18 protein-coding genes and 1 pseudogene are annotated in these 23,852 nt (G+C 60.5%); 6 read left to right on the top strand and 13 right to left on the bottom strand.

Annotated elements, in window-relative coordinates; all coding sequences use genetic code 11:
• Window position 1: 1 nt before the first annotated feature.
• Window positions 2-1,393: an FAD-dependent oxidoreductase gene (locus HBN98_RS14395; protein WP_083366349.1), complete on the bottom strand. Its 1,392-nt coding sequence runs from the start codon at window positions 1,391-1,393 to the stop codon at window positions 2-4.
• Between the two features lie 71 nt (window positions 1,394-1,464).
• The gene (locus tag HBN98_RS14390) at window positions 1,465-2,790 is read right to left on the bottom strand and encodes an MFS transporter (protein ID WP_083366350.1); all 1,326 of its coding nucleotides are present in this window, start codon (window positions 2,788-2,790) and stop codon (window positions 1,465-1,467) included.
• Window positions 2,791-3,059: 269 nt separating this feature from the next.
• On the opposite strand from HBN98_RS14390, the gene HBN98_RS14385 reads away from it, so the two are divergent.
• Complete coding sequence (locus HBN98_RS14385) at window positions 3,060-3,932, top strand: LysR family transcriptional regulator (protein ID WP_064586939.1); 873 nt, start codon at window positions 3,060-3,062, stop codon at window positions 3,930-3,932.
• A gap of 106 nt (window positions 3,933-4,038) precedes the next feature.
• Here HBN98_RS14385 and HBN98_RS14380 read toward each other — a convergent pair whose 3' ends face one another.
• Window positions 4,039-4,899, bottom strand: coding sequence for a LysR substrate-binding domain-containing protein (locus tag HBN98_RS14380; RefSeq protein ID WP_083366351.1), 861 nt, complete (start codon window positions 4,897-4,899; stop codon window positions 4,039-4,041).
• A gap of 112 nt (window positions 4,900-5,011) precedes the next feature.
• Here HBN98_RS14380 and HBN98_RS14375 point away from each other — a divergent pair, with 112 nt between their 5' ends.
• The 3 genes from HBN98_RS14375 (at window position 5,012) to HBN98_RS14365 (ending at window position 7,831) form a co-directional block, all read left to right on the top strand.
• Entirely contained in the window at window positions 5,012-6,121 is a 1,110-nt protein-coding gene (locus tag HBN98_RS14375; protein WP_083366352.1) for a 2-aminoethylphosphonate--pyruvate transaminase, read from the top strand.
• A gap of 141 nt (window positions 6,122-6,262) precedes the next feature.
• On the top strand, window positions 6,263-7,090 hold the full coding sequence (gene phnX / locus HBN98_RS14370; RefSeq protein ID WP_083369353.1) for a phosphonoacetaldehyde hydrolase: 828 nt from the start codon (window positions 6,263-6,265) through the stop codon (window positions 7,088-7,090).
• 192 nt (window positions 7,091-7,282) lie between these two features.
• Window positions 7,283-7,831, top strand: a complete 549-nt coding sequence (locus HBN98_RS14365; protein ID WP_064586935.1) for a cytochrome b — start codon at window positions 7,283-7,285, stop codon at window positions 7,829-7,831.
• A gap of 161 nt (window positions 7,832-7,992) precedes the next feature.
• On the opposite strand, the gene HBN98_RS14360 is transcribed toward HBN98_RS14365, so the two are convergent.
• A complete protein-coding gene (locus HBN98_RS14360) occupies window positions 7,993-8,919 on the bottom strand; it encodes a 1-aminocyclopropane-1-carboxylate deaminase/D-cysteine desulfhydrase (RefSeq protein ID WP_083366353.1) in 927 nt (308 codons plus the stop codon).
• 140 nt (window positions 8,920-9,059) lie between these two features.
• Window positions 9,060-11,099, bottom strand: a complete 2,040-nt coding sequence (locus HBN98_RS14355; protein ID WP_083366354.1) for an NADPH-dependent 2,4-dienoyl-CoA reductase — start codon at window positions 11,097-11,099, stop codon at window positions 9,060-9,062.
• A gap of 205 nt (window positions 11,100-11,304) precedes the next feature.
• Here HBN98_RS14355 and HBN98_RS14350 point away from each other — a divergent pair, with 205 nt between their 5' ends.
• Both HBN98_RS14350 and HBN98_RS14345 read left to right on the top strand, forming a co-directional pair.
• Window positions 11,305-12,435, top strand: coding sequence for a nitrilase-related carbon-nitrogen hydrolase (locus HBN98_RS14350; protein WP_083366355.1), 1,131 nt, complete (start codon window positions 11,305-11,307; stop codon window positions 12,433-12,435).
• A gap of 3 nt (window positions 12,436-12,438) precedes the next feature.
• Window positions 12,439-13,479, top strand: coding sequence for an AraC family transcriptional regulator (locus tag HBN98_RS14345; protein ID WP_083366356.1), 1,041 nt, complete (start codon window positions 12,439-12,441; stop codon window positions 13,477-13,479).
• 320 nt (window positions 13,480-13,799) lie between these two features.
• Here HBN98_RS14345 and HBN98_RS14340 read toward each other — a convergent pair whose 3' ends face one another.
• From HBN98_RS14340 to tig, 8 genes and pseudogenes are all read right to left on the bottom strand, one after another.
• Complete coding sequence (locus HBN98_RS14340) at window positions 13,800-14,696, bottom strand: DUF2242 domain-containing protein (RefSeq protein WP_083366357.1); 897 nt, start codon at window positions 14,694-14,696, stop codon at window positions 13,800-13,802.
• Window positions 14,697-14,788: 92 nt separating this feature from the next.
• Window positions 14,789-14,950, bottom strand: a pseudogene (locus HBN98_RS27920) (LysR family transcriptional regulator); the annotation flags it as partial.
• Between the two features lie 172 nt (window positions 14,951-15,122).
• Window positions 15,123-16,994: a SurA N-terminal domain-containing protein gene (locus tag HBN98_RS14335; protein ID WP_083366358.1), complete on the bottom strand. Its 1,872-nt coding sequence runs from the start codon at window positions 16,992-16,994 to the stop codon at window positions 15,123-15,125.
• A 236-nt stretch (window positions 16,995-17,230) separates the two neighbouring features.
• Window positions 17,231-17,503 carry an HU family DNA-binding protein gene (locus HBN98_RS14330; protein WP_008077714.1) on the bottom strand — a complete coding sequence of 91 codons (273 nt, stop codon included), beginning with the start codon at window positions 17,501-17,503 and terminating at the stop codon, window positions 17,231-17,233.
• 148 nt (window positions 17,504-17,651) lie between these two features.
• Complete coding sequence (gene lon, locus HBN98_RS14325; protein WP_083366359.1) at window positions 17,652-20,048, bottom strand: endopeptidase La; 2,397 nt, start codon at window positions 20,046-20,048, stop codon at window positions 17,652-17,654.
• A gap of 163 nt (window positions 20,049-20,211) precedes the next feature.
• Window positions 20,212-21,495 carry an ATP-dependent Clp protease ATP-binding subunit ClpX gene (gene clpX / locus HBN98_RS14320; RefSeq protein ID WP_003223632.1) on the bottom strand — a complete coding sequence of 428 codons (1,284 nt, stop codon included), beginning with the start codon at window positions 21,493-21,495 and terminating at the stop codon, window positions 20,212-20,214.
• Window positions 21,496-21,607: 112 nt separating this feature from the next.
• Complete coding sequence (gene clpP / locus HBN98_RS14315) at window positions 21,608-22,243, bottom strand: ATP-dependent Clp endopeptidase proteolytic subunit ClpP (RefSeq protein WP_007951559.1); 636 nt, start codon at window positions 22,241-22,243, stop codon at window positions 21,608-21,610.
• A gap of 92 nt (window positions 22,244-22,335) precedes the next feature.
• A complete protein-coding gene (gene tig, locus HBN98_RS14310; RefSeq protein WP_064586926.1) occupies window positions 22,336-23,646 on the bottom strand; it encodes a trigger factor in 1,311 nt (436 codons plus the stop codon).
• Window positions 23,647-23,852: the final 206 nt, after the last annotated feature.

Raw genomic sequence — 23,852 nt, 5'->3', positions numbered from 1 at the left:
CTCAGCCCTTGTCGGCCTTGCCCGCCGCTGCGGCGAACTTCGCCAGCCGCACGTCCAGATGCCGCGGCCGGCGACCGTGATCCTCGGCGCGCTCCTTGCGGCGGATGGCGTTGCGCACCATCAGCGAGCCGAGGTAACGGATCGGCTCCGGCGGAAAATAACCCAGCGGCCCGTTGACCAGTGGCGAGCGGGTCCACGGGTTGTCGAGGCCTTGCACCAGCGACGCGAGAATCTGCCCGCCCATGTGACACGGGCCGACGCCGCTGCCGGAATAACCGAAGCCGTAAAACACATTGCCGCTGGCGCTCATCTGCCCGAAAAACGGTAAACCGGTGACCGAGCGATCCGACGGCCCGTTCCACGTCGCGTCGACTTTTACCTCGGCAAAGGCCGGGAAGAAGTCGCTGAGGCTGCGTTTGAGCAACCCGGCGTACGGCGAAGGCTGATCGAACACTGGCAGCATCCGCCCGCCATAGGCGAAGGTGTTGCCGCCCTTGCCGAGCATGATCCGGCCGTCCGGGGTGTTGTGGTAGTAGTGCACGAAAATCCGCGAGTCGAGCACGGTGACGCCACTGGTCAAACCGATGTCCTGCAGCAGATCCGGGCGCGGTTCGGTGATCAGCATGTCGCTGGAAACAATTGCCACGCTGCGTTCGAACTGCGGAAACGCCCGGGCCATCCACGCGTTCATCGCCAGCACCACACGGTCGGCGATCACGCTGCCGGTGGCCGTGTGGATACGCGCCGGGCGGCCTTCTTCCAGCCCGGTCATCGCCGTGTTTTCGTGGATCTTCACGCCCAGCTGCAACGCCACCCGGCGCAGCCCGCGCACCAGTTTGCCCGGTTGCACACTGGCTGCTGCCGGGGAGAACCAGCCTTCCAGATGCTTGCTCGATCCGGCCATGCGCTGCACATCGGCCAGCGGACGCTGGGTGAAGGAGTTGATGCCGTTGCGCTCCAGCGCCGCGATCACCGCGTCGGTCGAACCGACCTGCGCCCGGTTGGTGGCGGTGTACAGCGTGCCGTCGAGGCGGTAATCGGCATCGACACCGTACTGTTCGCAGAACTCGCCGATCGCATGAATGCTGCGTTCGGATTCCTTGACCAGACGCACCGCCTCCTCGACGCCGAACAGGCGCTCGAGGGTGAAATACTTGGCCGACCACGACAGCGCACAGCCACCATTACGCCCACTGGCGCCGGCGCCGCAGATGTCGGCTTCGATCAACAGCACATCGAGTTCCGGGTTCTGCTGCTTAAGCATGATCGCCGTCCACAGCCCGGTGTAGCCGCCGCCGACGATGCACACGTCGGTGCGCACTTCGCCCTGCAGCGGTGGGCATGTCGGGGATGGATCGGCCTGCAAGGCTTGCTCGAGCCAAAACGGTCGCATGGGATTCTCCAGTCAAATGGCCACGACACAGCCTGCCGCGAGCACCGCAGCAGGCCGCGAGGCAAGGGTTTTCAGTTACGCAGAGGTTTGATGGTCAGTGGGCAATTGGGAATGGACGCGCGCGGCTCCATGACCCCCACCGGACGGCTGTTCCAGTGTGGAATCAACACCAGTGCCGAGAACAACGCGCAGCCGGCGAAGACGATAAACACGGTCACCGAATCGAAGTAACCCGGCAGCAACCCACCGAGCACCGCGCCGACCGAGCCGCAACCGTTGACGAAACCGGCCGCCGTGGCACCGGCCTTGGCCTTGCCGAAATCGATGGCGGCGGCGCCGCTGATCATCGAATCCGGTCCGTACAGCGTCAGTCCCATGACAAACAGCAACGCCACCACCAGCATCACGCTGCCGGTGTGCAGTGCGCCCATGAACAGCGCCAGGGTCACGGTCAGCGCCAGCAGGCTGAGCACGCAGGCCGGCATGCGCCGGGCGCCGAACAGTTTGTCCGAGGCCATGCCGATCATGATCGGCCCCAGCAGCCCGGCCAGTTCGAACGAGGTGGGAATGATCGCCGCACCGACCTTGCCGACACTCGGCATCTGTTCGAAGACGATCACCGGGCCCCACAGCAGAATCGCGTAACGCGCCGGTTTCAACATGAAGTACGCCAGGCCCAGTACCAGCACCGTGCGGTTGCGCAGGATTTCCTTCAATGGCTCCCAGACGCTGAGTTTGCTGTTGGCTGCGGTTTCTTCAGCGCTCAGTTCCGGCTCCGGCTCTACCGCCGGCAAACCGACGTCCTCCGGCTTGTTGCGCTGAAAGATAAAGAACAGCACCGCGACCACCGCAACGACCGCCGCGCTGGAAATAAACGCCGCGTGCCAGGTGCCCATCAGCGTATACGCCCACCAGCCGGCGAACGGCGAGGCGACCAGACCGCCGAACGCATAGCAGGAGCTCCACAATCCGAGCACCCGGCCACGCTGCTGCGCCGGGAAGAAACTGCCGAGATTCTTGCACAACCCCGACCAACCGGTGGACTGCGCCAGCCCCTGAATCAGCATGCAAGTGGCGAAGATCGGCAGCGTGGCGAAGCTGCCCATCACCAGCGCGGCACCGGCGGAAATCAGCAAGCCGCCCAGCACCACGACCCGCGGGCCAAAGCGGTCGGCGAGCATGCCCCAGGTGAATTGGCCGATGGCGTAGGCCGCCAGATAGATCGCGTCGAGGTTGGCCATGGCCATCTTGTCGAGCATGAAGGTCGGGTCTTCGGCGATGCCCAGTTTGGCCACCGAAAAGGCTTTGCGGGTGAAGTAGAAAGCGGCGTACGCGAGCCAGGTGATAGCGAAGATCTGCATGCGCCAACGCGCAAGGGTGCCGATGTGCTTGTTCATTGTGGTTCTGACCTCAGGGTGTGAGTGTGCCGGCAGAATCGTTAAGTAAACGCCTGTGTTTTTTATTGTTTGAGCACTGCGCCAGCACCCCATCCCTATGGCTCTGGCGGTCAGATGAGTCCTGTTGATGCACGCACAGGCTCATCGCCAGCGTTGCTGCCCGAGCGGCAGTAAGCGATGGCGTGAGCGGATCAAAGCAATTACTGTTTAATAAATAAAATCGATTTATCGTATTTCACACATAAGCTCAGCTTGTTTCTGGAGGCTACATGTCGGTGTCTCACGCCCAGCTCAAAGCCTTCCACGCCGTGGCCGTTCATGGAAGCTTCACCAAAGCCGCCGAACGGCTTTTTCTCACGCAACCGGCGATTTCCGACCAGGTGCGCAAACTCGAAGAGCGCTTCGGCGTTTTACTCTTTCATCGCAATAAACGTTCCGTGCGCCTGACCGATCTTGGCGAGCGCCTGCTGGCAATCACCCAGCGCCTGTTTGTGATTGAGGCTGAAGCCCAGGAATTGTTGCAGGAATCCCAGGCGTTGCAGACCGGCAGTCTGATTCTCGCGGTCGATGCCCCGGTCCACGTGCTGCCGCAGATCGCCCGGTTCTGCGAGCGCTACCCGGGGATCAGCGTGAAGATCGAAACCGGCAATACCGACGAATCGCTGTTTCGCCTGTTCAACTATCAGGCCGATCTGGCGCTGCTGGGGCGTGATGTCAGTGATGAGCGTTTGCTGTGCGTGCCGCTGCGCAACGACCCGATGGTGGCGTTCGTGTCGCGCAATCATCCCTGGTCCGAACGTGAGTCGATCTGTCTGGCGGATCTGGATGACACGCCACTGGTGTTGCGCGAACACGGCTCGGTGACCCGGCAGACCCTGGAAGAAGAAATGGCGCGCGCCGGATTTCGCATTCGCCCTGCGATTCAGGTCGAAGGCCGTGAAGCCGCGCGTGAGGCGGTGGTGGTGGGGATTGGTGTCGGCGTGGTGTCGGCGGCGGAATTTGGTGCGGACTCGCGGGTGTGTGCGCTGCCGATCACCGATTGCACCCGGCGTTTGACCGAGACCCTGGTGTGCTTGCGCGAGCAGAGTTCGCGGCGGGTGGTGGCGACCTTCCTCGACATGGTTCGCGAGAGCCTGGTGTGAACAGTTCTGGCCCCTTCGCGAGCAGGCTCGCTCCCACAGGGGATTTGTATGCGCCGCAAGACCAATGTGGGAGCGAGCCTGCTCGCGAAGGACGCACCACGGTGTATCAGGCCGGCGCCAGACCAAAGAACGCCTGAATCAAGCGCAACTCCCGCCGCCGCTCCATGCAACCGATCATGTGCCGGTTCACCAGCCCCTCCCCGACAATCGGAATCGCCACCACCCGCGGGTCATGGCTGACTTCCACCGATGACACCACGCCCACCCCCAGTTCAGCGGCGACCGCCTCGGTTACGGCCTCGCGGCTGTCCAGTTCCAGCAGCACCCGCGGATTCACCGCCGCCTGCGCGCACGCCTGATCGAAGGTGCGGCGGGTAATCGAGGTCGGCTCGCGCAAGACCATGATCACCTGATCCAGCTCCTTGAGCTGCACCTCGCCGGCACGCTGCGCCCACCCATGCCCGGCGGGCACCAGCGCGCAGATCCGCGACTCGCTCAACGCTTGCAGATGCAGGCCCTTGCGCGGTTCGACTTCGGTCAGCACCGCCACATCGGCGTGCTCGGACAATAGCGCGGCGAGGGTTTCCTGGGCATTGCCCAAGCGCAGATTGACCGTGATTCCCGGATACCGCGCGCGCAGGCTGGCGAGCATCGGCATGACCATGTGCGGGCCGTCCGCCGCCACTTCGAGACGCCCGGTGAGCAATTGGCGGTTGGCTTCGAGCAGGGTCTGCGCCTCTTCCGCGAGACCGAACATCGCCCGGGTGATCGCCGCCAGTTTGGTGCCCTCCTCGGTCAGTTCCACCCGTCGCGCGGTGCGCCGCAGCAAGGTGATCTGGTAGTGCTCCTCCAGCGCCTTGATGTGCCCGGTGACCGCTGGCTGGCTGATGAACAACCGCGCGGCGGCACGGGTGAAGCTGCCTTCCCGGGCCACGGCGTCGAAGGCGCGCAGCTGGAACAGATTCATGAATAACCCTCACTGATGGCTGGCATAACAACAAACAATTTGATTGATGCACCGCCGAATTGCAACGTATGCCCCGTAGCTTCATCCCACAGCGCTTCCCGAGGACACACGAATGAGTATCGCCGAACCCATCCTGCTCACTCCCGGCCCGTTGACCACTTCGGCCCGCACCCGCCAGGCGATGATGATCGACTGGGGGTCATGGGATGACCGCTTCAATCAACTGACCGCCAGCCTCTGCGAACAATTGCTGGCGATCATCAACGGTGCCGCCAGCCACCATTGCGTGCCGTTGCAGGGCAGCGGCACCTTCGCCGTCGAAGCCGCCATCGGCACGTTGGTGCCGCGTGACGGCAAAATCCTGGTGCTGATCAACGGTGCCTACGGCAAGCGTCTGGCGAAGATCTGCGAAGTCTTGGGGCGCGCGTTCAGCACCTTCGAAACCGCCGAGGACGAACCGACCACCGCCGCCGACGTCGATCGTCTGTTGCGCGCCGATGCCGACATTACCCACGTCGCGCTGATCCACTGCGAAACCAGCACCGGCATCCTCAACCCGCTGGCGGAAATCGCCGATGTCGTGGCGCAACACGGCAAGCGCCTGATCATCGATGCCATGAGCTCGTTCGGCGCATTGCCGGTGGATGCGCAAAAGGTGCCGTTCGACGCGCTGATCGCCGCCTCCGGCAAATGCCTGGAAGGCGTACCGGGGATGGGCTTCGTGTTTGCCCGCAAAGAATCACTGGCCGCAGCCGCCGGCCATTCGCATTCGCTGGCGATGGACCTGTATGACCAACACGCTTATATGCAGAAGACCGGCCAGTGGCGTTTCACCCCGCCGACCCACGTGGTCGCGGCGCTGCACGAAGCGCTGCTGCAGTACAACGAAGAAGGTGGCCTGCCGGCCCGCCACGCACGTTACGCCGCCAACTGTCAGGCGCTGATGGAGGAGATGGGCAAGCTCGGGCTGCGCAGCTTCCTGCCGGCGGCAATCCAGGCGCCGATCATCGCCACCTTCCATGCGCCGCAAGAACCGCGCTATCAGTTCAAAGACTTCTACGAACGGGTCAAGGCCAAGGGCTACATCCTCTACCCCGGCAAACTGACCCAGGTCGAAACCTTCCGCGTCGGCTGCATCGGCCACGTCAGCCCGGACGACATGCGCCAGGCTGTCGCGGCCGTGGGCGAAGTGCTGCGCGAGATGGAAGTGCTCGATATCTAAGCCACACCACAAATCCCCCTGTAGGAGTGAGCCTGCTCGCGATGAGGTCGTGTCAGTCGACCAAGATGTTTAATGACCATCCGCTATCGCGAGCAGGCTCACTCCTACATTGAATTGCATTTCAACTCAGGAATTTTTGCCATGAACTACACCAACCCAACCCAGCTGCAAGCCGCCATCCTCGACTGGGCCGGCACCGTGGTCGACTTCGGCTCGTTCGCCCCGACGCAGATCTTCGTCGAGGCCTTCGCCGAGTTCGACGTTCAGGTCTCCATCGAAGAGGCCCGTGGCCCGATGGGCATGGGCAAGTGGGACCACATCCGCACCCTGTGCGATCAGCCGCAGGTTGCCGAGCGCTATCGCAAAGCGTTCGGCCGCACCCCGACCGACGATGACGTCACCGCGATCTACAACCGCTTCATGCCGCTGCAGATCGAGAAGATCGCCGAACACTCGGCGCTGATTCCCGGCGCGCTGGACACCATCGCCAACCTGCGCCAGCAAGGGATCAAGATCGGTTCCTGCTCCGGCTACCCGAAACAGGTGATGGACAGGGTTGTGGCCCTCGCCGCCAGCAACGGCTACGTCGCCGACCACGTGGTCGCCACCGACGAAGTGCCGAACGGTCGCCCATGGCCGGCTCAGGCCTTGGCCAACGTGATTGCGCTGGGCATCGACGACGTCGCGGCCTGCGTGAAGATCGACGACACCGTGCCGGGCATCCTCGAAGGCCGTCGCGCCGGGATGTGGACCGTGGCGCTGATCTGCTCGGGCAACGCGCTGGGCCTGGATTACGCCGGTTACCGTGCGCTGGGCAGCGACGAACTGGCCAGCGAACGCGAGCGCATCCACGCGCTGTTCGCCGGTTCGCGCCCGCACTACATGATCGACACCATCAGCGACCTGCCGGAAGTGATTGCCGACATCAACAAGCGCCTGGCCAACGGCGAGATGCCGCAATCAAGCTGATCGCGCCTTTTACATGCACAACAAAAAACGCCAGGGTCGTCGCGACACTGGCGTTTTTTATGGGCATTGCTCTGAGTCAGCGCAGTGAAACACCGCGCGGCATCAGGCAAATCCGCCAAAGCGGATTACAGTTAAAGCATGCCGTCGCACAACAACGGCACGTGGCGACCCTGATCTGTGAGGAAACACCGTATGCCGTGGACAAGTTCCGAATCACGCTACAGCACCGTGTCCGTCCTGTTGCACTGGCTGATGCTGGTCCTGTTGGTGCTGGTGTACGCCAGCATGGAGTTGCGCGGGATCTTTCCCAAAGGCAGTGGCGGCCGCTCGCTGATCCGCGAAGTGCACTACATGCTCGGCCTGACCGTGTTCGTGCTGGTGTGGTTTCGCCTGGTGGCGCGCAGTATCGGCCCGGCACCGAAAATCTTCCCGGCATCACCGCAATGGCAAACCGTGCTGGCGCGGGTGATGCACTGGCTGTTGTACCTGTTCATGATCAGCATGCCGATTCTCGGCTGGCTGATCACCAGCGCCGAGGGGCATCAGGTGATGTTCTACGGCTTCGATCTGCCGCTGCTGGTCCACGAGGACAAGGCGCTGGCCAAGCAGGTGGAACACTGGCATGTGCTGATCGGCAACATCGGTTACTGGCTGATCGGCCTGCATGCGCTGGCGGGGCTGTATCACCATTATGTGGTGGGCGATAACACGTTGTTGCGGATGATGCCCAAGCGCGGCTGAACATTGCCCCGGTGAAATACCCCTGTGGCGAGGGAGCTTGCTCCCGCCGGGCTGCGCAGCAGACCTGAATTCTGAATATGCGGACAGTCAGGCAGAGCGCTGTCGCTGGACTTACGACGGCTGCGCCGCCGAGCGGGAGCAAGCTCCCTCGCCACATAAGTTCAACAGTAGGCACTGAATCCGCGGCGCCCCTGCAAACCGCCGGTATGAACAAAGATCAGCCGCGAGCCTTGATCGAACCTGCCCGCCTCGATTTGCTGCTGCAGCGCCAATAACGCCTTGCCGGTATACAGCGGCTCCAATGCAACGCCGCTGCTGCTCTCGGTGTTCTCGATGAACTCAAGCAACACCGGATCAACCTTGGCAAAACCACCCCGACTCGCGTCGATCAAGCTGTAGTCCGCCGCCGCCAGACCCGCCTCCCGAACAATCGCCTGCACCTGCGGCGCCACGCCGTGGTCCTCGGGCACCGCCAGCGCGCCGTACACCGGGTGCTCACCGGCCTCGGCGAGCACCAGCCCCGCCAGCGTCGTCCCGGTGCCGCAGGCCAGCCACCAGCCGTGGTAATCGCACCAGCCCAGCTTGCTCAGTTGTGCGCTCACGTGTTCCTTGAGCGTTTTGCAGCCCAGTGCACCGGCCATTCCACCGCCGCCCTCGGGCACCGCATGCAGATTCGGGAACTGCGCCAGCCACGGCTCCCAAAAGCCGGGTTCATGCCGCGCCCGATAGCCGCCGTAACCAAGCCAGTGCAGTTGCATGCCGAACGCCTGCAAATCCGCCACCGTGGGCGTCTGCTGCGGATGCCCGCGCAACAGGCCGACCGTTTCGAAACCCAGACGCTTGCCGGCAGCGGCCAGGGCATGCAGATGATTGGAATGCGCGCCACCGAGGCTGATGATGCCACGCGCGCCGGCACGATCGGCGGCCTTGAGGTGTTCGACGAGTTTGAACCATTTGTTGCCGCTGATCAGCGGGTCGATCCGATCCAGACGCAGGATCGCGACGTCGATTCCGGCGCGGGTGAGCCAGTCGAGTTGCAGCGGTTCGAGGGGGGCTTGGGGTAGCCAGTGGGCGGGGGGAAGAAGCATGGGCGCAACAGCATCAGAAAAAACCCATTCTAACAGCAGCAAAACATCCTGTAGGAGCTGCCGCAGGCTGCGAGCTTTTGATCTTGGTCTTAAAAGCAAAATCAAAAGATCGCAGCCTGCGGCAGCTCCTACAGGGGGGCTTACAGTTCAGCTGCCAGACGCGATCCCTGATTGATCGCGCGTTTGGCATCCAGCTCCGCTGCCACATCCGCGCCACCGATCAGGTGCACGTTCTGCCCCGCTGCCACCAGGCCTTCCTGCAGCTCACGCAGTGGATCCTGGCCGGCGCAGATCACGATGTTGTCCACCGCCAGCACTTGCGGCTCGCCGGTTTCGCCGATGCGAATGTGCAGGCCTTCGTCGTCGATCTTCAGGTATTCAACGCTGTTGAGCATCTGCACCTGTTTGTTCTTCAGGCCCGTGCGGTGAATCCAGCCGGTGGTCTTGCCCAGGCCATCGCCGACCTTGGTTTTCTTGCGCTGCAGCAGGAACACTTCCCGCGCCGGCGCGTGCGGCGCGGCTTTGATCCCGGCCACGCCACCACGGGCTTCCAGATGGGTGTCGATGCCCCACTCTTTCCAGAACGCGGTGCGATCCAGGCTGGTGGCCACGCCTTGGTGCACAAGGAATTCCGAGACGTCGAAACCGATACCGCCCGCGCCAATCACGGCAACCCGTTTGCCCACCGGCTTGCGCTCGAGGATCACGTCCAGGTAGCTCAGCACCTTGGCGTTCTCCACGCCCGGAATCGCCGGCACACGCGGCGCGATGCCGGTGGCGAGGATGATTTCGTCGTAGCCGCCGTCTACCAGTTTCGCCACGTCGACGCGGGTGCTCAGGCACACCTCGACATTCGTGGTCTGCAGCTTGCGCTTGAAGTAACGCAGGGTTTCGAAAAACTCTTCCTTGCCCGGCACGCGCTTGGCGATATTGAACTGGCCGCCAATCTCACTGGCCGAATCGAACAGAGTCACCTGATGGCCGCGCTCGGCCGCCACGGTCGCGGCGGCCAGACCGGCAGGCCCGGCACCGACCACGGCGATCTTCTTGATCTGCTGCACCGGCAGGTAGTTGAGCTCGGTTTCGTGGCAGGCACGCGGGTTGACCAGGCAACTGGTGAGCTTGCCGCCGAAGGTGTGATCGAGGCACGCCTGGTTGCAGCCGATGCAGGTGTTGATTTCATCGGCACGGCCTTCAGCGGCCTTGTTGACGAAGTCCGGGTCGGCGAGGAACGGCCTGGCCATCGAGACCATGTCGGCGTCGCCCTCGGCGAGGATCTGCTCGGCGATTTCCGGGGTGTTGATACGGTTGGTGGTGATCAGCGGAATGCTCACCGAACCGCGCAGTTTGGCGGTGACCTTGCTGAAAGCGGCGCGCGGCACTTTGGTGGCGATGGTCGGGATCCGCGCTTCGTGCCAGCCGATACCGGTGTTGATGATGGTCGCACCGGCCTGCTCGATGGCTTTGGCCAGGGTCACGATCTCATCCCAGGTGCTGCCACCCTCGACCAGATCGAGCATCGACAGACGGAAGATGATGATGAAATTCGGGCCGACCGCTTCTCGCACACGGCGCACGATCTCGACCGGCAGGCGCATGCGGTTTTCGTAGCTGCCGCCCCAGCGGTCGGTACGGTGGTTGGTGTGCGCGGCGAGGAACTGGTTAATGAAATAACCTTCCGAGCCCATGATCTCGACGCCGTCATACTCGGCAGTCTGCGCCAGCACCGAGCAGGTGACGAAGTCGCTGATCTGCTTCTCGATGCCTTCCTCGTCCAGCTCTTTGGGCTTGAACGGGTTGATCGGCGCCTGGATCGCACTCGGCGCGACCTGTTTCGGGCTGTAGGCATAACGTCCGGCGTGGAGGATCTGCATGCAGATCTTGCCGCCCGCCTCGTGCACCGCGCGGGTGACGATGCGGTGCTTGAGCGCTTCTTCCTCGGTGGTCAGCTTGGCTGCGCCGGAGTACACCCCGCCCTCGTCGTTCGGGCCGATACCGCCGGTGACCATCAGGCCCACACCGCCACGGGCACGCTCGGCGAAGTACGCCGCCATGCGTTCGAAACCGCCCGGTTTTTCTTCAAGGCCCGTGTGCATCGAACCCATCAGGGTGCGGTTGCGCAGCGTGGTGAATCCCAGGTCCAGCGGGGCCAGCAGGTGCGGGTAGTGAGCGGCGGTCATCGGTAACTCCACAACGAGCAATCACGGAAATTGCGGGAGCTCTGCGTCCCCCGTCAGTCATGTTCGACAGACTAAGAGTCGCACTGCTGTCACTCAATGACCGAAACTGACAAGTTAATGATCAAAATGCGCAGCGCCCCTTGGCAAGCGCAGGCATGCGCCCTACCCTAGTCGCCACACCCTGTACCGGCTGTTGTTGGTTTTCATGCGCAAACTTCTGTACCTGTTTTTTTCCATGGCCATCGTTGCCGCCCTCACCACCTACGCCATGTGGGCGGCGGACCGGCCGGCGGGGCATTACCTGTCGGACCTGCGCATCAAACTGGCGGTCGATCAGGGTACGCCGGGCGACCGTGGCAACCTGCTGGGGATTCAGCCGGAACTGTTCCCCACCGACTACCAGAGCCCGCAACGCCTGCACCGCAAACTCGCGGCCTATCTGCAGCAGGCGCAGGATCAGGGGCTGCTGAACGAAAAAACCGTGGTGGTCCTGCCCGAACATGTCGGCACCTGGCTGATGATCAGTGGCGAGAAAGACGAGCTGTATCAGGCCCCGACCCTCGCCGAAGCGATGAACTGGCTGGCGGCGAGCAACCCGCTGCTGTTCGCCCGCGCCTGGCTCACTGCCAAGGGCGAGAATCGTCTCGACGACGCGCACCTGCGCATGAAGTCCAAGGCCATGGCCAAGGACTACCAGGCGCTGTTCGGCGGGCTGGCCAAGGAATTCCATGTGACGCTGGTGGCCGGCTCGATCGTGCTGCCCGAACCGAGCGTTCGCGACGGCCAACTCAAACCCGGCAGCGGCGCGCTGTTTAACAGCAGCGTGGTGTTTGGCCGTGATGGCGTGCCGCTGGGTCAGCCACAACGGCAGATGCACCCGATCTTCGAACAACGTGACGTGATCGAAAGCGAAGACGAGCACGCAATCACCGTGGTCGACACCCCGGCCGGGCGTCTCGGTGTGCTGATCGGCAGCGACAGCTGGTACCCGGACAACTATCGCCAACTCGACGAGCTCGGCGCGCAATTGGTGGCGGTGCCGGCGTTTGTGGTCGGTCACGGTGCGTGGAACCAGCCGTGGGGCGGCTACAAGGGCTCGAATACGCCAGGGTCGATCAGCCTCAAGCCCGGGGAAATCAGTGAAGGCCAGGCCTGGCATCGCCTGACCCTGACCGCGCAGCCGCCGAGCAGTCGCGCGCTTGCCGGCATGAGTGTGTTCCTGCGCGGGCAGTTCTGGGACAAGCCGAGTTCGGGGCAAAGTTTCCTCAGCAGCAACGGTCAGCAATTCGCCGATGGCGAAGCCCGTGGCGCGCGTCTGCTGAACATTTGGTTGTAAGCGATGAAGCCGCTGCCGATGCGCCTGGGGGATCTGTCGGTCGGCTTCGTTCACAGCCTCGCCGATGCGGTGCGCAGCCGTGGCGCCGATCCGCAACCGTTGCTCGAACAATATGGTCTGGACGCGGCGCGACTGGCCGAGGCCGGTGCGCGGCTGTCGATCCCGCGCTACATGCGCCTGGGGCACAGCGCGATCCAGTTGACCGGCGATCCGGCACTGGGCCTGCGCATGGGTCAGCTCAGCCGCCTGAGCCAGGCCGGACTGGCCGGGGTCACCGCCGCACAGGCGCCGACCGTGCGCGAAGCAGCCCGTTGCCTGATCCGTTTCGAACCGCTGTACGGCTCCAACTATCGCGGGCAGTCGAGCTTTCACGAAGACGCGCACGGCGCCTGGCTACGCTTCTACTCGATCAGCCCGTACAACGCCTATAACCGCTTTGTGGTGGATTCGATCATCGCCGGCTGGCTGCATCAGTTGTCCAGCGTCGGCCGCGAGCCTCTGCGGGCCGAGCGCATCGAGATCGAGTTCGACGAACCGGACTACCGCGATGCCTACAGCGTGCTCGGCGACGCCCCGATCCAGTTCGGCGCCGAACGCAATCAACTGCGCCTGAGCCTGAACAGCCTCGCCCTGCGCAACCCGGAACACTGCCCAAGCACCTGGAAGCACTTGCTCGCATTGTGTGAACGGGAACTGGAGCAATTGACCCGCACCCGCAGCCTGCGTGAACGCATCACTCAGCTGTTGGGGCCGTTGCTCAATGGTGGCCGGGAACCCGACCTGGAAGAAGTGGCGGCGCGCCTGAAGCTGCCGACCTGGACCTTGCGCCGCAAACTGGCCGAGGAAGGCACGCAATTTCGCGCGATCCTCAATGACACCCGCCGCGACCTGGCAATGACGTACATCCGCGACACCGAACTGGCGTTCGGCGAAATTGCCTATCTGCTGGGCTTTGCCTCAGCCGAGGCGTTTCAGCGCGCCTTCAAACGCTGGAGCGGCCAGACGCCCGGCGAATTTCGCCGCAGTCACCGCAAAACCGCCTGAGCCCTTACAACTCGGTGGCGTCTTCGGCCGGCTCTGGCTGATCCAGTTCATACGCCTGGTATTCGAGCAGTTCTTCTTGATAGTCGTCCATCGTGTCATCCCCCTGCTGCCCGTATGAAAAATAGCCCGGTCAAATGACCAGCGCCTCGAGCATATCGTGCCCGTATGAAGGAAAAGTGAAACCCCGCCTTCATGAATAAAACGTAGCAGGTGGTCAGGAATTTATCGCGGGAGTTTTGTCGGGGGAATGTAACGAGATTTCACTTGGTGCAGAAACAACGGTGGGAGCCATCTGGCTCCCACTGGGTTCCCTGTCCGGATTACTGCATCGCCGGAATCGGCTCGGACGGTGGCGGGATATTGGTTGGGTTGGCCGGCGGCGTGATCGTTTCGGTGGCCGGCGCAGGCTCTGCGCTCGGTGCCGGAGTGATCGGCGCGGACTCGGCCGGCGGCACCACCGGCTCGGAGCCTGCTGGCGTCGGTGCAACCGGAGCCGGCGCAGGTGTCACTGGCGTCGCTGCCGGAGTGGTGGTCTGGGCTGGCTCGACAATCCCGGCCGGCGGCGGCGCAGGCGCTGTCTCTACGGCCGGTGCAGGTGTGGCGGGAGTTGTCGGCGCTACAGCGGCAGGCTTCGGCTCCGGCACACCCAGATCGGTCTTGGGCTTTTCTTCGATGTGCGCGGCTTTCTTCGCATCCGCCGGCAGGAACAGCTCCACCAGGGTGAAGAAACGCTCGTAGAACTTCTGCGAAGTCACGGTCTCACTGGCGACCTTGACCATCGAATCGTCCGACGAGCCAATCGGCATCGACACCGAACCCAACACGCCAACGCCGAGGCTGGCGGAGTTGTTGGTCTTCTTCAGCGCATAGCGGTCCTGCAAGGCGTTGGCGAACACCGTGGCATGGTGCTTGGCACTGCCGTCTTCGGCACACACTACGTTGAAGCTGATTTCCAGGTGAGTTTCACCGGTCTGCTGGAAGCTCTTGTGGCCACTGACCAATTTCGGGTCACTGCTGGTGATGATGTAGCCCTGGCTGAGCAGCGCACGACGTGCCGCCTCGCAACTGGCGACATCGGCCACCGGGTAATTGCGAGAATACGTACCGGAATCGTCGAAATTCTCATGCTCATAGATCGGCTTGTCTTTCGAACAGCCGGGAACAGCGGTCAACAACAGCGCCAACCCAACGACACGCATGGGAGTTGAAATCAACATTAAACATCCTGAGGGAAAACGGTCCGGGGCGTATTGTGCAACAGATCGCGGCGCCGCGGCGTACGGATTAGTGTCTTAAAACAGTTACAACTTTACCGATGATGGGCGTCTGGAAAAAGCCGCGTCGATAAATGATCGATAAATACCCGCAAATTAGCGGTTGCATGGCGACGCGAAGGCCATAACACCCAGAATTGACCGACATGCTGCAGATGCGCCGCCAGACCCCGCTGCAGGCGCCCTGGCGCCATCGCTGGCAAACCAGCGCCCACAGAAATCAACAACCCTCTCACCACTCAACAGGAGGAGCGTTAGCTCGGCTGCAGCGCTTGATCTGCAAGGCCCGCCACGCCCAAAAAGCCAGATGCAAAAAAAAGCCCCGACCATAAGATCGGGGCTTTTTCTCTGTTACCAATCAGTCAACCATCAATACCGCTTGATGTCCGCCTGACTCTCCAACTGCTTGCGGAACGCCGCGAAGTCCTGCTGCCCTTCACGAGAAGCAAGGAAACGACGGTACTGCGCTTTCTCTTCATCAGTCGGCGCAACGGCCTCGTTCACACCGTCCAGACGCACAATCATCAGACTACCGTCCTGCAACGTCACGCTGCTGAACGTCGGCTTGCCCTTGGCCGCCGGTTTCGGCATGCGGAACAGCGCCTGCAGCACAGTCGGGTCAACCCCTTCCTGAGCGCGAGTCGCCGCAGCGACAACCTTCCAGCTTTGACCATCAACCGCCTTGTCCAGCGGTGTCTTGCCATCACGCAGGCTGGCGATCAACTGATCAGCCTTGGTCTTGGCCGCAGCACTGGCGTGCTCTTTGGTCAACTGCGCACGGATCGCCGTGTTCACGGCTTCCAGCGGCAGCTGCTCAGGCTTCAGGTGTTCCTTGGCGCGCAGCACGACCACGGTTTCCGGGTCCAGCTCGATGCCGGTGCTGTTCGCGTTCTCTTCCAGCACTTCCTGGCTGAACGCGGCGGTCACCACAGCACGGTTGGCTGCGATGCCTTCGCCACCTTCACGGCCGAACGGCTTGGAGGTGTGCACGGTCAGTTTCAGATCCGCTGCCGGCTGAGCCAGGTCAGACGCTTCAAACGCCGAGTCTTCCAGCTGCTTGGTCGCCTCGACGAAGCGCTGCTCGACCTGTTGAGTCTTCAGCTCGCGGGTCAGCTTGTCTTTCAGGCTGGCCAGGGTCGGGACTTCCGGCGCCTCGACACCCAGTAGCTTGATCAGGTGGTAACCGAAATCGGTACGCACCGGCTCGGACACCTGGTCCTTGTTCAGCGAGTACAGGGCTTTCTCGAAGGCTGGATCGTAGACGCCAGGACCGGCGAAACCGAGGTCACCGCCATTGTTGGCCGAACCCGGATCCTGCGAGAACTCCTTGGCCAGCGCTTCGAATTTTTCGCCCTTGGCCAGGCGCGCCTGGACTTCTTCGATCTTCGCCTTGGCCTGAGCGTCGGTGGTCTTGTCGTTGACTTCGATCAGGATGTGCGCCGCGCGACGCTGTTCCGACAGGTTGGCGATCTCTTTCTGATACGCCGCCTGCAGGTCTTCGTCCTTGACGGCAACCTGATCGAAGAACGACGACTTCTTCAGCTCGACGTAATCGACAATCACCTGCTCAGGCGTCATGAACTCCTTGGCGTGCTCGTCGTAGTAGGCCTTGACCTCATCGTCGGTCAGCTTGACCGCCGCCGGATCGGCCTTGACGTTCAGCGAGGCGAAATCGCGGGTCTGTTTTTCCAGACGGGCGAAAGCCAAGACTTCGGCGTCGGTGACGAAACCGCTGCCAGCAACGCCAGCACGCAACTGACCGATCAGCATTTCCTGAGCCAGCATCTGGCGGAATTGCATACGGGTGTAGCCCAGTTGACGAATCACCTGGTCGAAGCGCTCGGAGCTGAACTTGCCGTCCACCTGGAATTCAGGGGTCTGCAGGATCACCTGGTCCAGTGCACCTTCGGAGAATGCGAATTTCGATTGTTCTGCGCCTTGCAGCAGCAGCTTGCGATCGATCAGACCCTTGAGGGCCGATTCGCGGAGCATTTTTTCGTCAAGCAAAGAAGCATCGAAGTCCTTGCCCAGCTGTTGCATCAGCTGACGGCGTTGCATGTCAACGGCCTGGCTCAGCTCGTTCTGGCTGATTTCTTCACCATTGACCTTGGCCGCATCGTTGGTGTGCGTCGTGGCCTTGAAAATGGCATCGAAACCGGTCAGAGCCATCAGTGCAACGATGACCCCGATAATGGTCTTGGCAATCCAGCCTTGTGAATTGTCCCTGATATTCTGCAGCATGCGTCCCCCAGAAACGGTTGAACTTCAAAAATTTGGCAACCGTGGAGCGTGGGTAGAATCCGGATAGAAGAAAGGCGCATCCGAGGATGCGCCTTCTCGTAACTGGCGGAGCGGACAGGGCTCGAACCCTCGATCCCGGCGTTACAGGCCACTGCTTCAGCGACCTGCTCTACCGCTCCGCTGCCAAGTCAGGCATGACCCCGACCCGGATGGGTAAAAACCTGAAACAAACTAACTTAGTTGACAGCTTCTTTCAGTGCTTTACCGGCTTTGAAACCTGGCTTTTTAGCAGCAGCGATTTGCAGCGTCTTGCCGGTCTGTGGGTTACGACCAACGCGAGCTGGACGATCAGTCACGGAGAAAGTGCCGAAACCAACCAGAACAACGGAGTCGCCAGCCTTGAGAGCGCCAGTGACGGATTCGATTACAGCGTCCAGCGCACGGCCAGCAGCAGCTTTCGGGATATCAGCGGATGCAGCGATAGCATCAATCAGTTCCGACTTGTTCACTCTAAGTCCCCTTATATCTATTTTGAGATGATTCTAAGTTTTTTGGTGAAAGCAAAAACGAGTGCTGAATGGCCTACAGACACTTAAGAGCCGCTTTATAACAAGGGCTCTAAAAAGCTGTCAAGGAAGCCCCCCAGGCAAAAACGTATTAATGCGTGCTAATTCTTTCCTTTGAATCAGACTCACGTTTTTCGTCCTTGGAAACTATCTCCGGAGCCACATCCGGCAAGGGCTCCGGCGCGTATTGCAGCGCAATTTGCAGGACCTCGTCAATCCATTTAACCGGTTTAATCTGCAGATCCTGCTTGATATTGTCAGGAATCTCCTTCAAATCACGCACGTTCTCTTCCGGAATAATCACAATCTTGATTCCGCCGCGATGAGCCGCCAGCAGTTTTTCCTTCAGACCACCAATTGCCAGCACCTGACCCCGCAGTGTGATCTCACCGGTCATGGCAACATCGGCGCGCACCGGAATTCCGGTCAATGCCGAAACCAGTGCGGTGCACATGCCTACACCAGCGCTCGGACCGTCTTTCGGCGTTGCCCCTTCCGGCATGTGAATGTGCGTGTCGCGCTTCTCGTGGAAGTCCAGCGGAATCCCCAGGCTCTTCGCACGGCTGCGCACAACGGTCAGCGCAGCAGTGATCGATTCGACCATTACATCGCCCAGCGAACCGGTCTTGATCAGTTGACCTTTACCCGGTACCACAGCCGCTTCGATGGTCAGCAATTCGCCGCCCACTTGCGTCCAGGCCAAGCCAGTCACCTGACCGATCTGGTCCTGTTGCTCTGCCAGACCGTAGCGGAATTTACGCACACCGAGGAAATGCTCCAGCAGGTCAGCTGTCACTTTTACCGAGAAGCGTTTCTCCAGCGCATGCTCTTTCACGGCCTTGCGGCAGACCTTGGCGATCTGCCGTTCGAGACCACGCACACCGGCTTCACGGGTGTAGTAACGGATAATGTCGCGAATCGCTTCTTCGTCGAATTCCAGCTCGCCCTTCTTCAGACCATTGGCGGCGATCTGCTTTGGCGACAGGTACTTGACGGCGATGTTGATCTTTTCGTCTTCGGTGTAGCCCGGCAGGCGAATGACTTCCATCCGGTCCAGCAGCGCCGGCGGGATGTTCATCGAGTTCGAGGTGCACAGGAACATCACATCGGACAGGTCGTAATCGACTTCCAGATAGTGATCGTTGAAGTTGTGGTTCTGCTCCGGATCGAGCACTTCCAGCAACGCCGACGCCGGGTCGCCACGCATGTCGCTGCCCATCTTGTCGATTTCATCGAGCAGGAACAGCGGGTTGCGCACGCCCACTTTTGTCATCTTTTGAATCAATCTTCCCGGCATCGAACCGATGTAGGTCCGGCGGTGACCACGGATTTCCGCCTCGTCACGCACGCCACCCAAGGCCATACGCACGAATTTACGGTTGGTGGCATGGGCGATCGATTCCGCCAGCGAGGTTTTACCTACACCCGGAGGACCGACCAGGCACAACACCGGGCCACGGATCTTCTTCACGCGCTTTTGCACGGCGAGGTATTCAAGGATGCGCTCCTTGACCTCTTCAAGGCCGTAGTGATCAGCGTCGAGAATGTCTTCAGCACGCGCCAGATCGAGGCGTACCTTGCTCTGTGCCTTCCACGGCACCTGCACCAGCCAGTCGATGTAGGAGCGCACCACGGTGGCCTCAGCGGACATCGGCGACATTTGCTTGAGCTTGTTCAGTTCGGCAGTGGCCTTGGCCAGAGCATCTTTCGGCAGGCCGGCGGCATCGATGCGCTTTTTCAGCTCTTCGATTTCGTTGTGACCTTCATCACCGTCGCCCAGCTCTTTCTGAATGGCCTTCATCTGCTCATTCAGGTAGTACTCGCGCTGGCTGCGCTCCATTTGCTTTTTGACGCGGCCGCGAATGCGTTTTTCAACTTGCAGCAGATCGATCTCGGCATCCAGCAAGGCGAGCACGTGCTCGACCCGGGCCGACAGATCAATGATTTCGAGGATTTCCTGCTTCTGTTCGATTTTCAGCGCCATGTGCGCAGCCATGGTGTCGACCAGGCGGCCAGGCTCATCAATGCTGTTGAGCGACGACAGGACTTCAGCCGGGACTTTCTTGCCCAACTGCACATATTGTTCGAACTGCGACAGCAGGCTGCGCACGAAAACTTCCGACTCGCGCTCGGCGGCTTCGACTTCGTCGATCAGCGAGACCTCGGCGCGGCAATGCCCGTCGACTTCGCTGAAGCGCTCTACAGCACCACGCTGCTCGCCCTCGACCAAGACCTTGACGGTGCCGTCCGGCAGCTTCAGCAACTGCAGGACAGTCGCAATAGTACCTACGCGATAGAGAGCGTCTTCACCGGGATCATCGTCAGCCGGGTTTCTCTGGGCCAGCAGCAGGATCTGCTTGTCGCCCGTCATCGCAGCCTCGAGGGCTTCGATGGATTTCTCGCGCCCCACGAACAGCGGGATAACCATGTGCGGATAAACCACGACATCACGCAATGGCAGGAGAGGCAATTCGATGGTTGTCTTCATGATTTCGCCTCTACGGCGGCCATATGGCCGTAATCAGATGGAATTAATCTTGAAACCAAGATGGGGGCTGCCTTGAAAAAAAACAAGCGCAAAGCGGATGTAAAAAACGACATAAAAAAAAAGAGGCCCGAAGGCCCCTTCTTTGTTCCGGCAGTGTGGACGCTTACGCGTCCGGCGCTGCCTTGGCCGTCGGCTCACTGTTTTCGTAGATATACAGTGGCTTGGACTTGCCTTCAATCACGCTTTCATCGATGACGACTTTGCTCACCTCGGACTGCGAGGGGATTTCGTACATCGTGTCGAGCAGCACACCTTCGAGAATCGAACGCAGGCCACGGGCACCGGTTTTACGTTCCAGGGCACGCTTGGCGACCGATTTCAGTGCGTCGGTCCGGAACTCCAGATCCACGCCTTCCATCTCGAACAGCTTGGCATACTGCTTGGTCAGAGCATTTTTCGGCTCGGTGAGGATTTGCATCAGCGCAGCCTCATCCAGCTCGTCCAGCGTGGCGAGGACCGGCAGACGACCGACGAATTCCGGGATCAGACCGAACTTGACCAGATCGTCAGGCTCGACTTCACGCAGGGATTCACCGACTTTCTTGCCTTCTTCCTTGCTACGAACTTCCGCGTTGAAACCGATGCCGCCCTTGGTGGAACGGTTTTGAATAACCTTTTCCAGACCGGAGAACGCACCACCGCAGATGAACAGGATGTTACGGGTGTCGACCTGCAGGAATTCCTGCTGCGGATGCTTGCGGCCACCTTGCGGCGGAACGGAAGCGACCGTGCCTTCGATCAACTTGAGCAAGGCCTGCTGCACGCCTTCACCGGAAACATCGCGGGTGATCGACGGGTTGTCGGACTTGCGGGAAATCTTGTCGATTTCATCGATGTAGACAATGCCCATCTGGGCCTTTTCCACGTCGTAATCACACTTTTGCAGCAGTTTCTGAATGATATTCTCGACATCTTCACCTACGTAACCGGCCTCGGTGAGGGTGGTTGCGTCGGCGATGGTGAACGGAACGTTCAGCAGGCGGGCCAGTGTTTCAGCCAGCAGGGTCTTGCCAGAGCCGGTCGGGCCGATCAGCAGGATGTTGCTCTTGCCGAGTTCGACGTCGTCAGCCTTTTTGTCACGCTGGTTCAGGCGCTTGTAGTGGTTGTACACCGCTACGGCCAAAACCTTTTTCGCACGCTCCTGACCAATTACATACTGGTCAAGGATGCCGCTGATTTCTTTAGGCGAAGGCAATTTATGCGCGCTGCTTTCGGCCTGGGCTTCCTGCACCTCCTCGCGGATGATGTCATTGCACAGGTCGACGCACTCGTCGCAGATAAAGACCGAGGGGCCGGCAATCAATTTGCGCACTTCATGCTGGCTTTTGCCACAGAAGGAGCAATAGAGCAGCTTGCCGTTGTCCTCGCCGTTGCGGGTGTCAGTCATTCGTTCGATCCAAATCCGATAGGCTTGCAACACAAGATGAAGGCTATTGCGGGCTTTTTCAAGCCCGCTGGTGGTCGGACTTGCCGACCTGCCTTATTTTGAGCTGCTTATTTTACGCAGGACGCTGGTTGATGACTTCGTCGATCAGGCCGTATTCCTTCGCAGCTTCTGCACTCATGAAGTTGTCACGATTGGTGTCACGCTCGATTTCTTCAAGCGTACGACCGCTGTGCTTGGCCATCAGCGTGTTCAGGCGCTCGCGAATGAAGAGGATTTCCTTGGCATGGATTTCGATATCCGACGCCTGGCCCTGGAAACCGCCCAGTGGCTGGTGAATCATCACGCGCGAGTTTGGCAGGCAGAAACGCTTGCCAGGTGCACCGGCCGTCAGCAGGAATGCGCCCATGCTGCACGCCTGGCCAATGCAGGTTGTCGATACGTTTGGCTTGATGAACTGCATGGTGTCGTAGATCGACATGCCCGCTGTCACCGAACCGCCCGGGGAGTTGATATAAAGATGGATGTCCTTGTCCGGGTTTTCCGCTTCAAGGAACAGCAATTGCGCACAGATCAGGTTGGCCATGTAGTCCTCTACAGGACCCACCAGAAAGATTACGCGCTCCTTCAGAAGGCGCGAGTAGATGTCATAGGCGCGCTCGCCACGAGCAGATTGCTCGACAACCATCGGGACCAGACCGCCTGCGGCCTGGATATCAGAGTTCTGCTGAATATACGAATTACGGAACATGCTCTGCAGTCACTCCCAAATAGTTATGTCTTGAATACGCATAAGCCAGCTCGAAGGCTGGCTTATGTGTGTACTTCTTAACGCAAAAACAATCAGTCGGCTTGTGGAGCTTCTACCGGCTTGACCGCTTCTTCGTAAGAGACCGATTTGTCGGTCACGCTAGCTTTCTGCAGAACAGTATCCACAACTTGTTCTTCCAGCACAACCGAACGAACTTCGTTCAGTTGCTGCTCGTTCTTGTAGTACCAGGACACAACCTGCTCAGGCTCTTGGTAAGCCGAAGCCATTTCCTGGATCATTTCACGAACGCGAGCTTCATCAGGCTTCAGGTCGAATTGCTTGACCACTTCAGCCACGATCAGACCCAGCACTACACGGCGCTTGGCTTGCTCTTCGAACAGCTCGGCCGGCAGCTGGTCAGGCTTGATGTTGCCACCGAACTGCTGAACAGCCTGCACGCGCAGACGGTCAACTTCGTTGGACAGCAGAGCCTTAGGCACTTCGATCGGGTTGGTGGCCAGCAGACCGTCCATCACCTGATTCTTGACCTTGGACTTGATGGCCTGACGCAGCTCACGCTCCATGTTCTTGCGAACTTCGGTGCGGAAACCTTCCAGACCGGTTTCCTTGATGCCGAATTGAGCGAAGAACTCTTCGTTCAGCTCTGGCAGTTTTGGCTCGGAAACGGTGTTCACAGTCACGGTGAACTCGGCGGTTTTGCCAGCCAGGTCCAGGTTCTGATAGTCCTCAGGGAAGGTCAGGTTCAGAACGCGCTCTTCGCCTGCTTTGGCGCCAACCAGGCCTTCTTCGAAGCCCGGGATCATGCGACCGGAACCCAGAACCAGCTGAGTGCCTTTGGCGGAGCCGCCAGCGAATGCTTCGCCATCAACCTTGCCAACGAAATCGATGTTCAGCTGGTCTTCGTTCTGAGCAGCGCGATCGGCCACTTCGAAACGGGTGTTCTGCTTGCGCAGGATGTCCAGCATCTTGTCCAGATCAGCGTCAGCCACGTCAGCGCTCAGGCGCTCGACAGTGATGCCGTCGAAACCGGCAACGGTGAACTCAGGGAACACTTCGAATACGGCTACGTATTCCAGGTCCTTGCCAGCTTCCAGCGACTTCGGCTCGATCGAAGGCGAACCGGCAGGGTTCAGCTTCTGCTCAACCACAGCTTCGTAGAAGGAGGACTGGATGACATCACCAACAGCTTCCTGACGAGCGTCAGCACCGAAACGGCGCTTGATTTCGCTCATTGGCACTTTGCCTGGACGGAAGCCAGCAATCTTGGCCTTTTGGGCAGTCTGCTGCAGACGCTTGTTGACCTGGCTCTCAATGCGCTCAGCCGGCACGGTGACGCTCATGCGGCGCTCAAGAGCAGTAGTATTTTCAACAGAAACTTGCATGGATATTCCTCGTTGCACAGACGTTAGCCGGCCGTTTCCGACCCCAGAATCAAGGGCATGCATTCTAGTGGGTCAAACTCAAGAAGTCACCCTACTGAAAACGGGTAAAAAAACAGCAGGCCATTTATAGGTGTGAATGCATCAATGCACTCCACCCCGAAGACGAATAAAGACCATCACGCCAGGGCTCTGCTTCAACCGCTTCT

It is taken from the genome of Pseudomonas koreensis (assembly GCF_012986595.1).
GTDB classification, from domain to species: Bacteria; Pseudomonadota; Gammaproteobacteria; order Pseudomonadales; family Pseudomonadaceae; genus Aquipseudomonas; species Aquipseudomonas koreensis.
The sequence above is the reverse complement of the archived record's forward strand: the minus strand, read 5'-3'. Positions and strand labels throughout refer to the sequence as shown.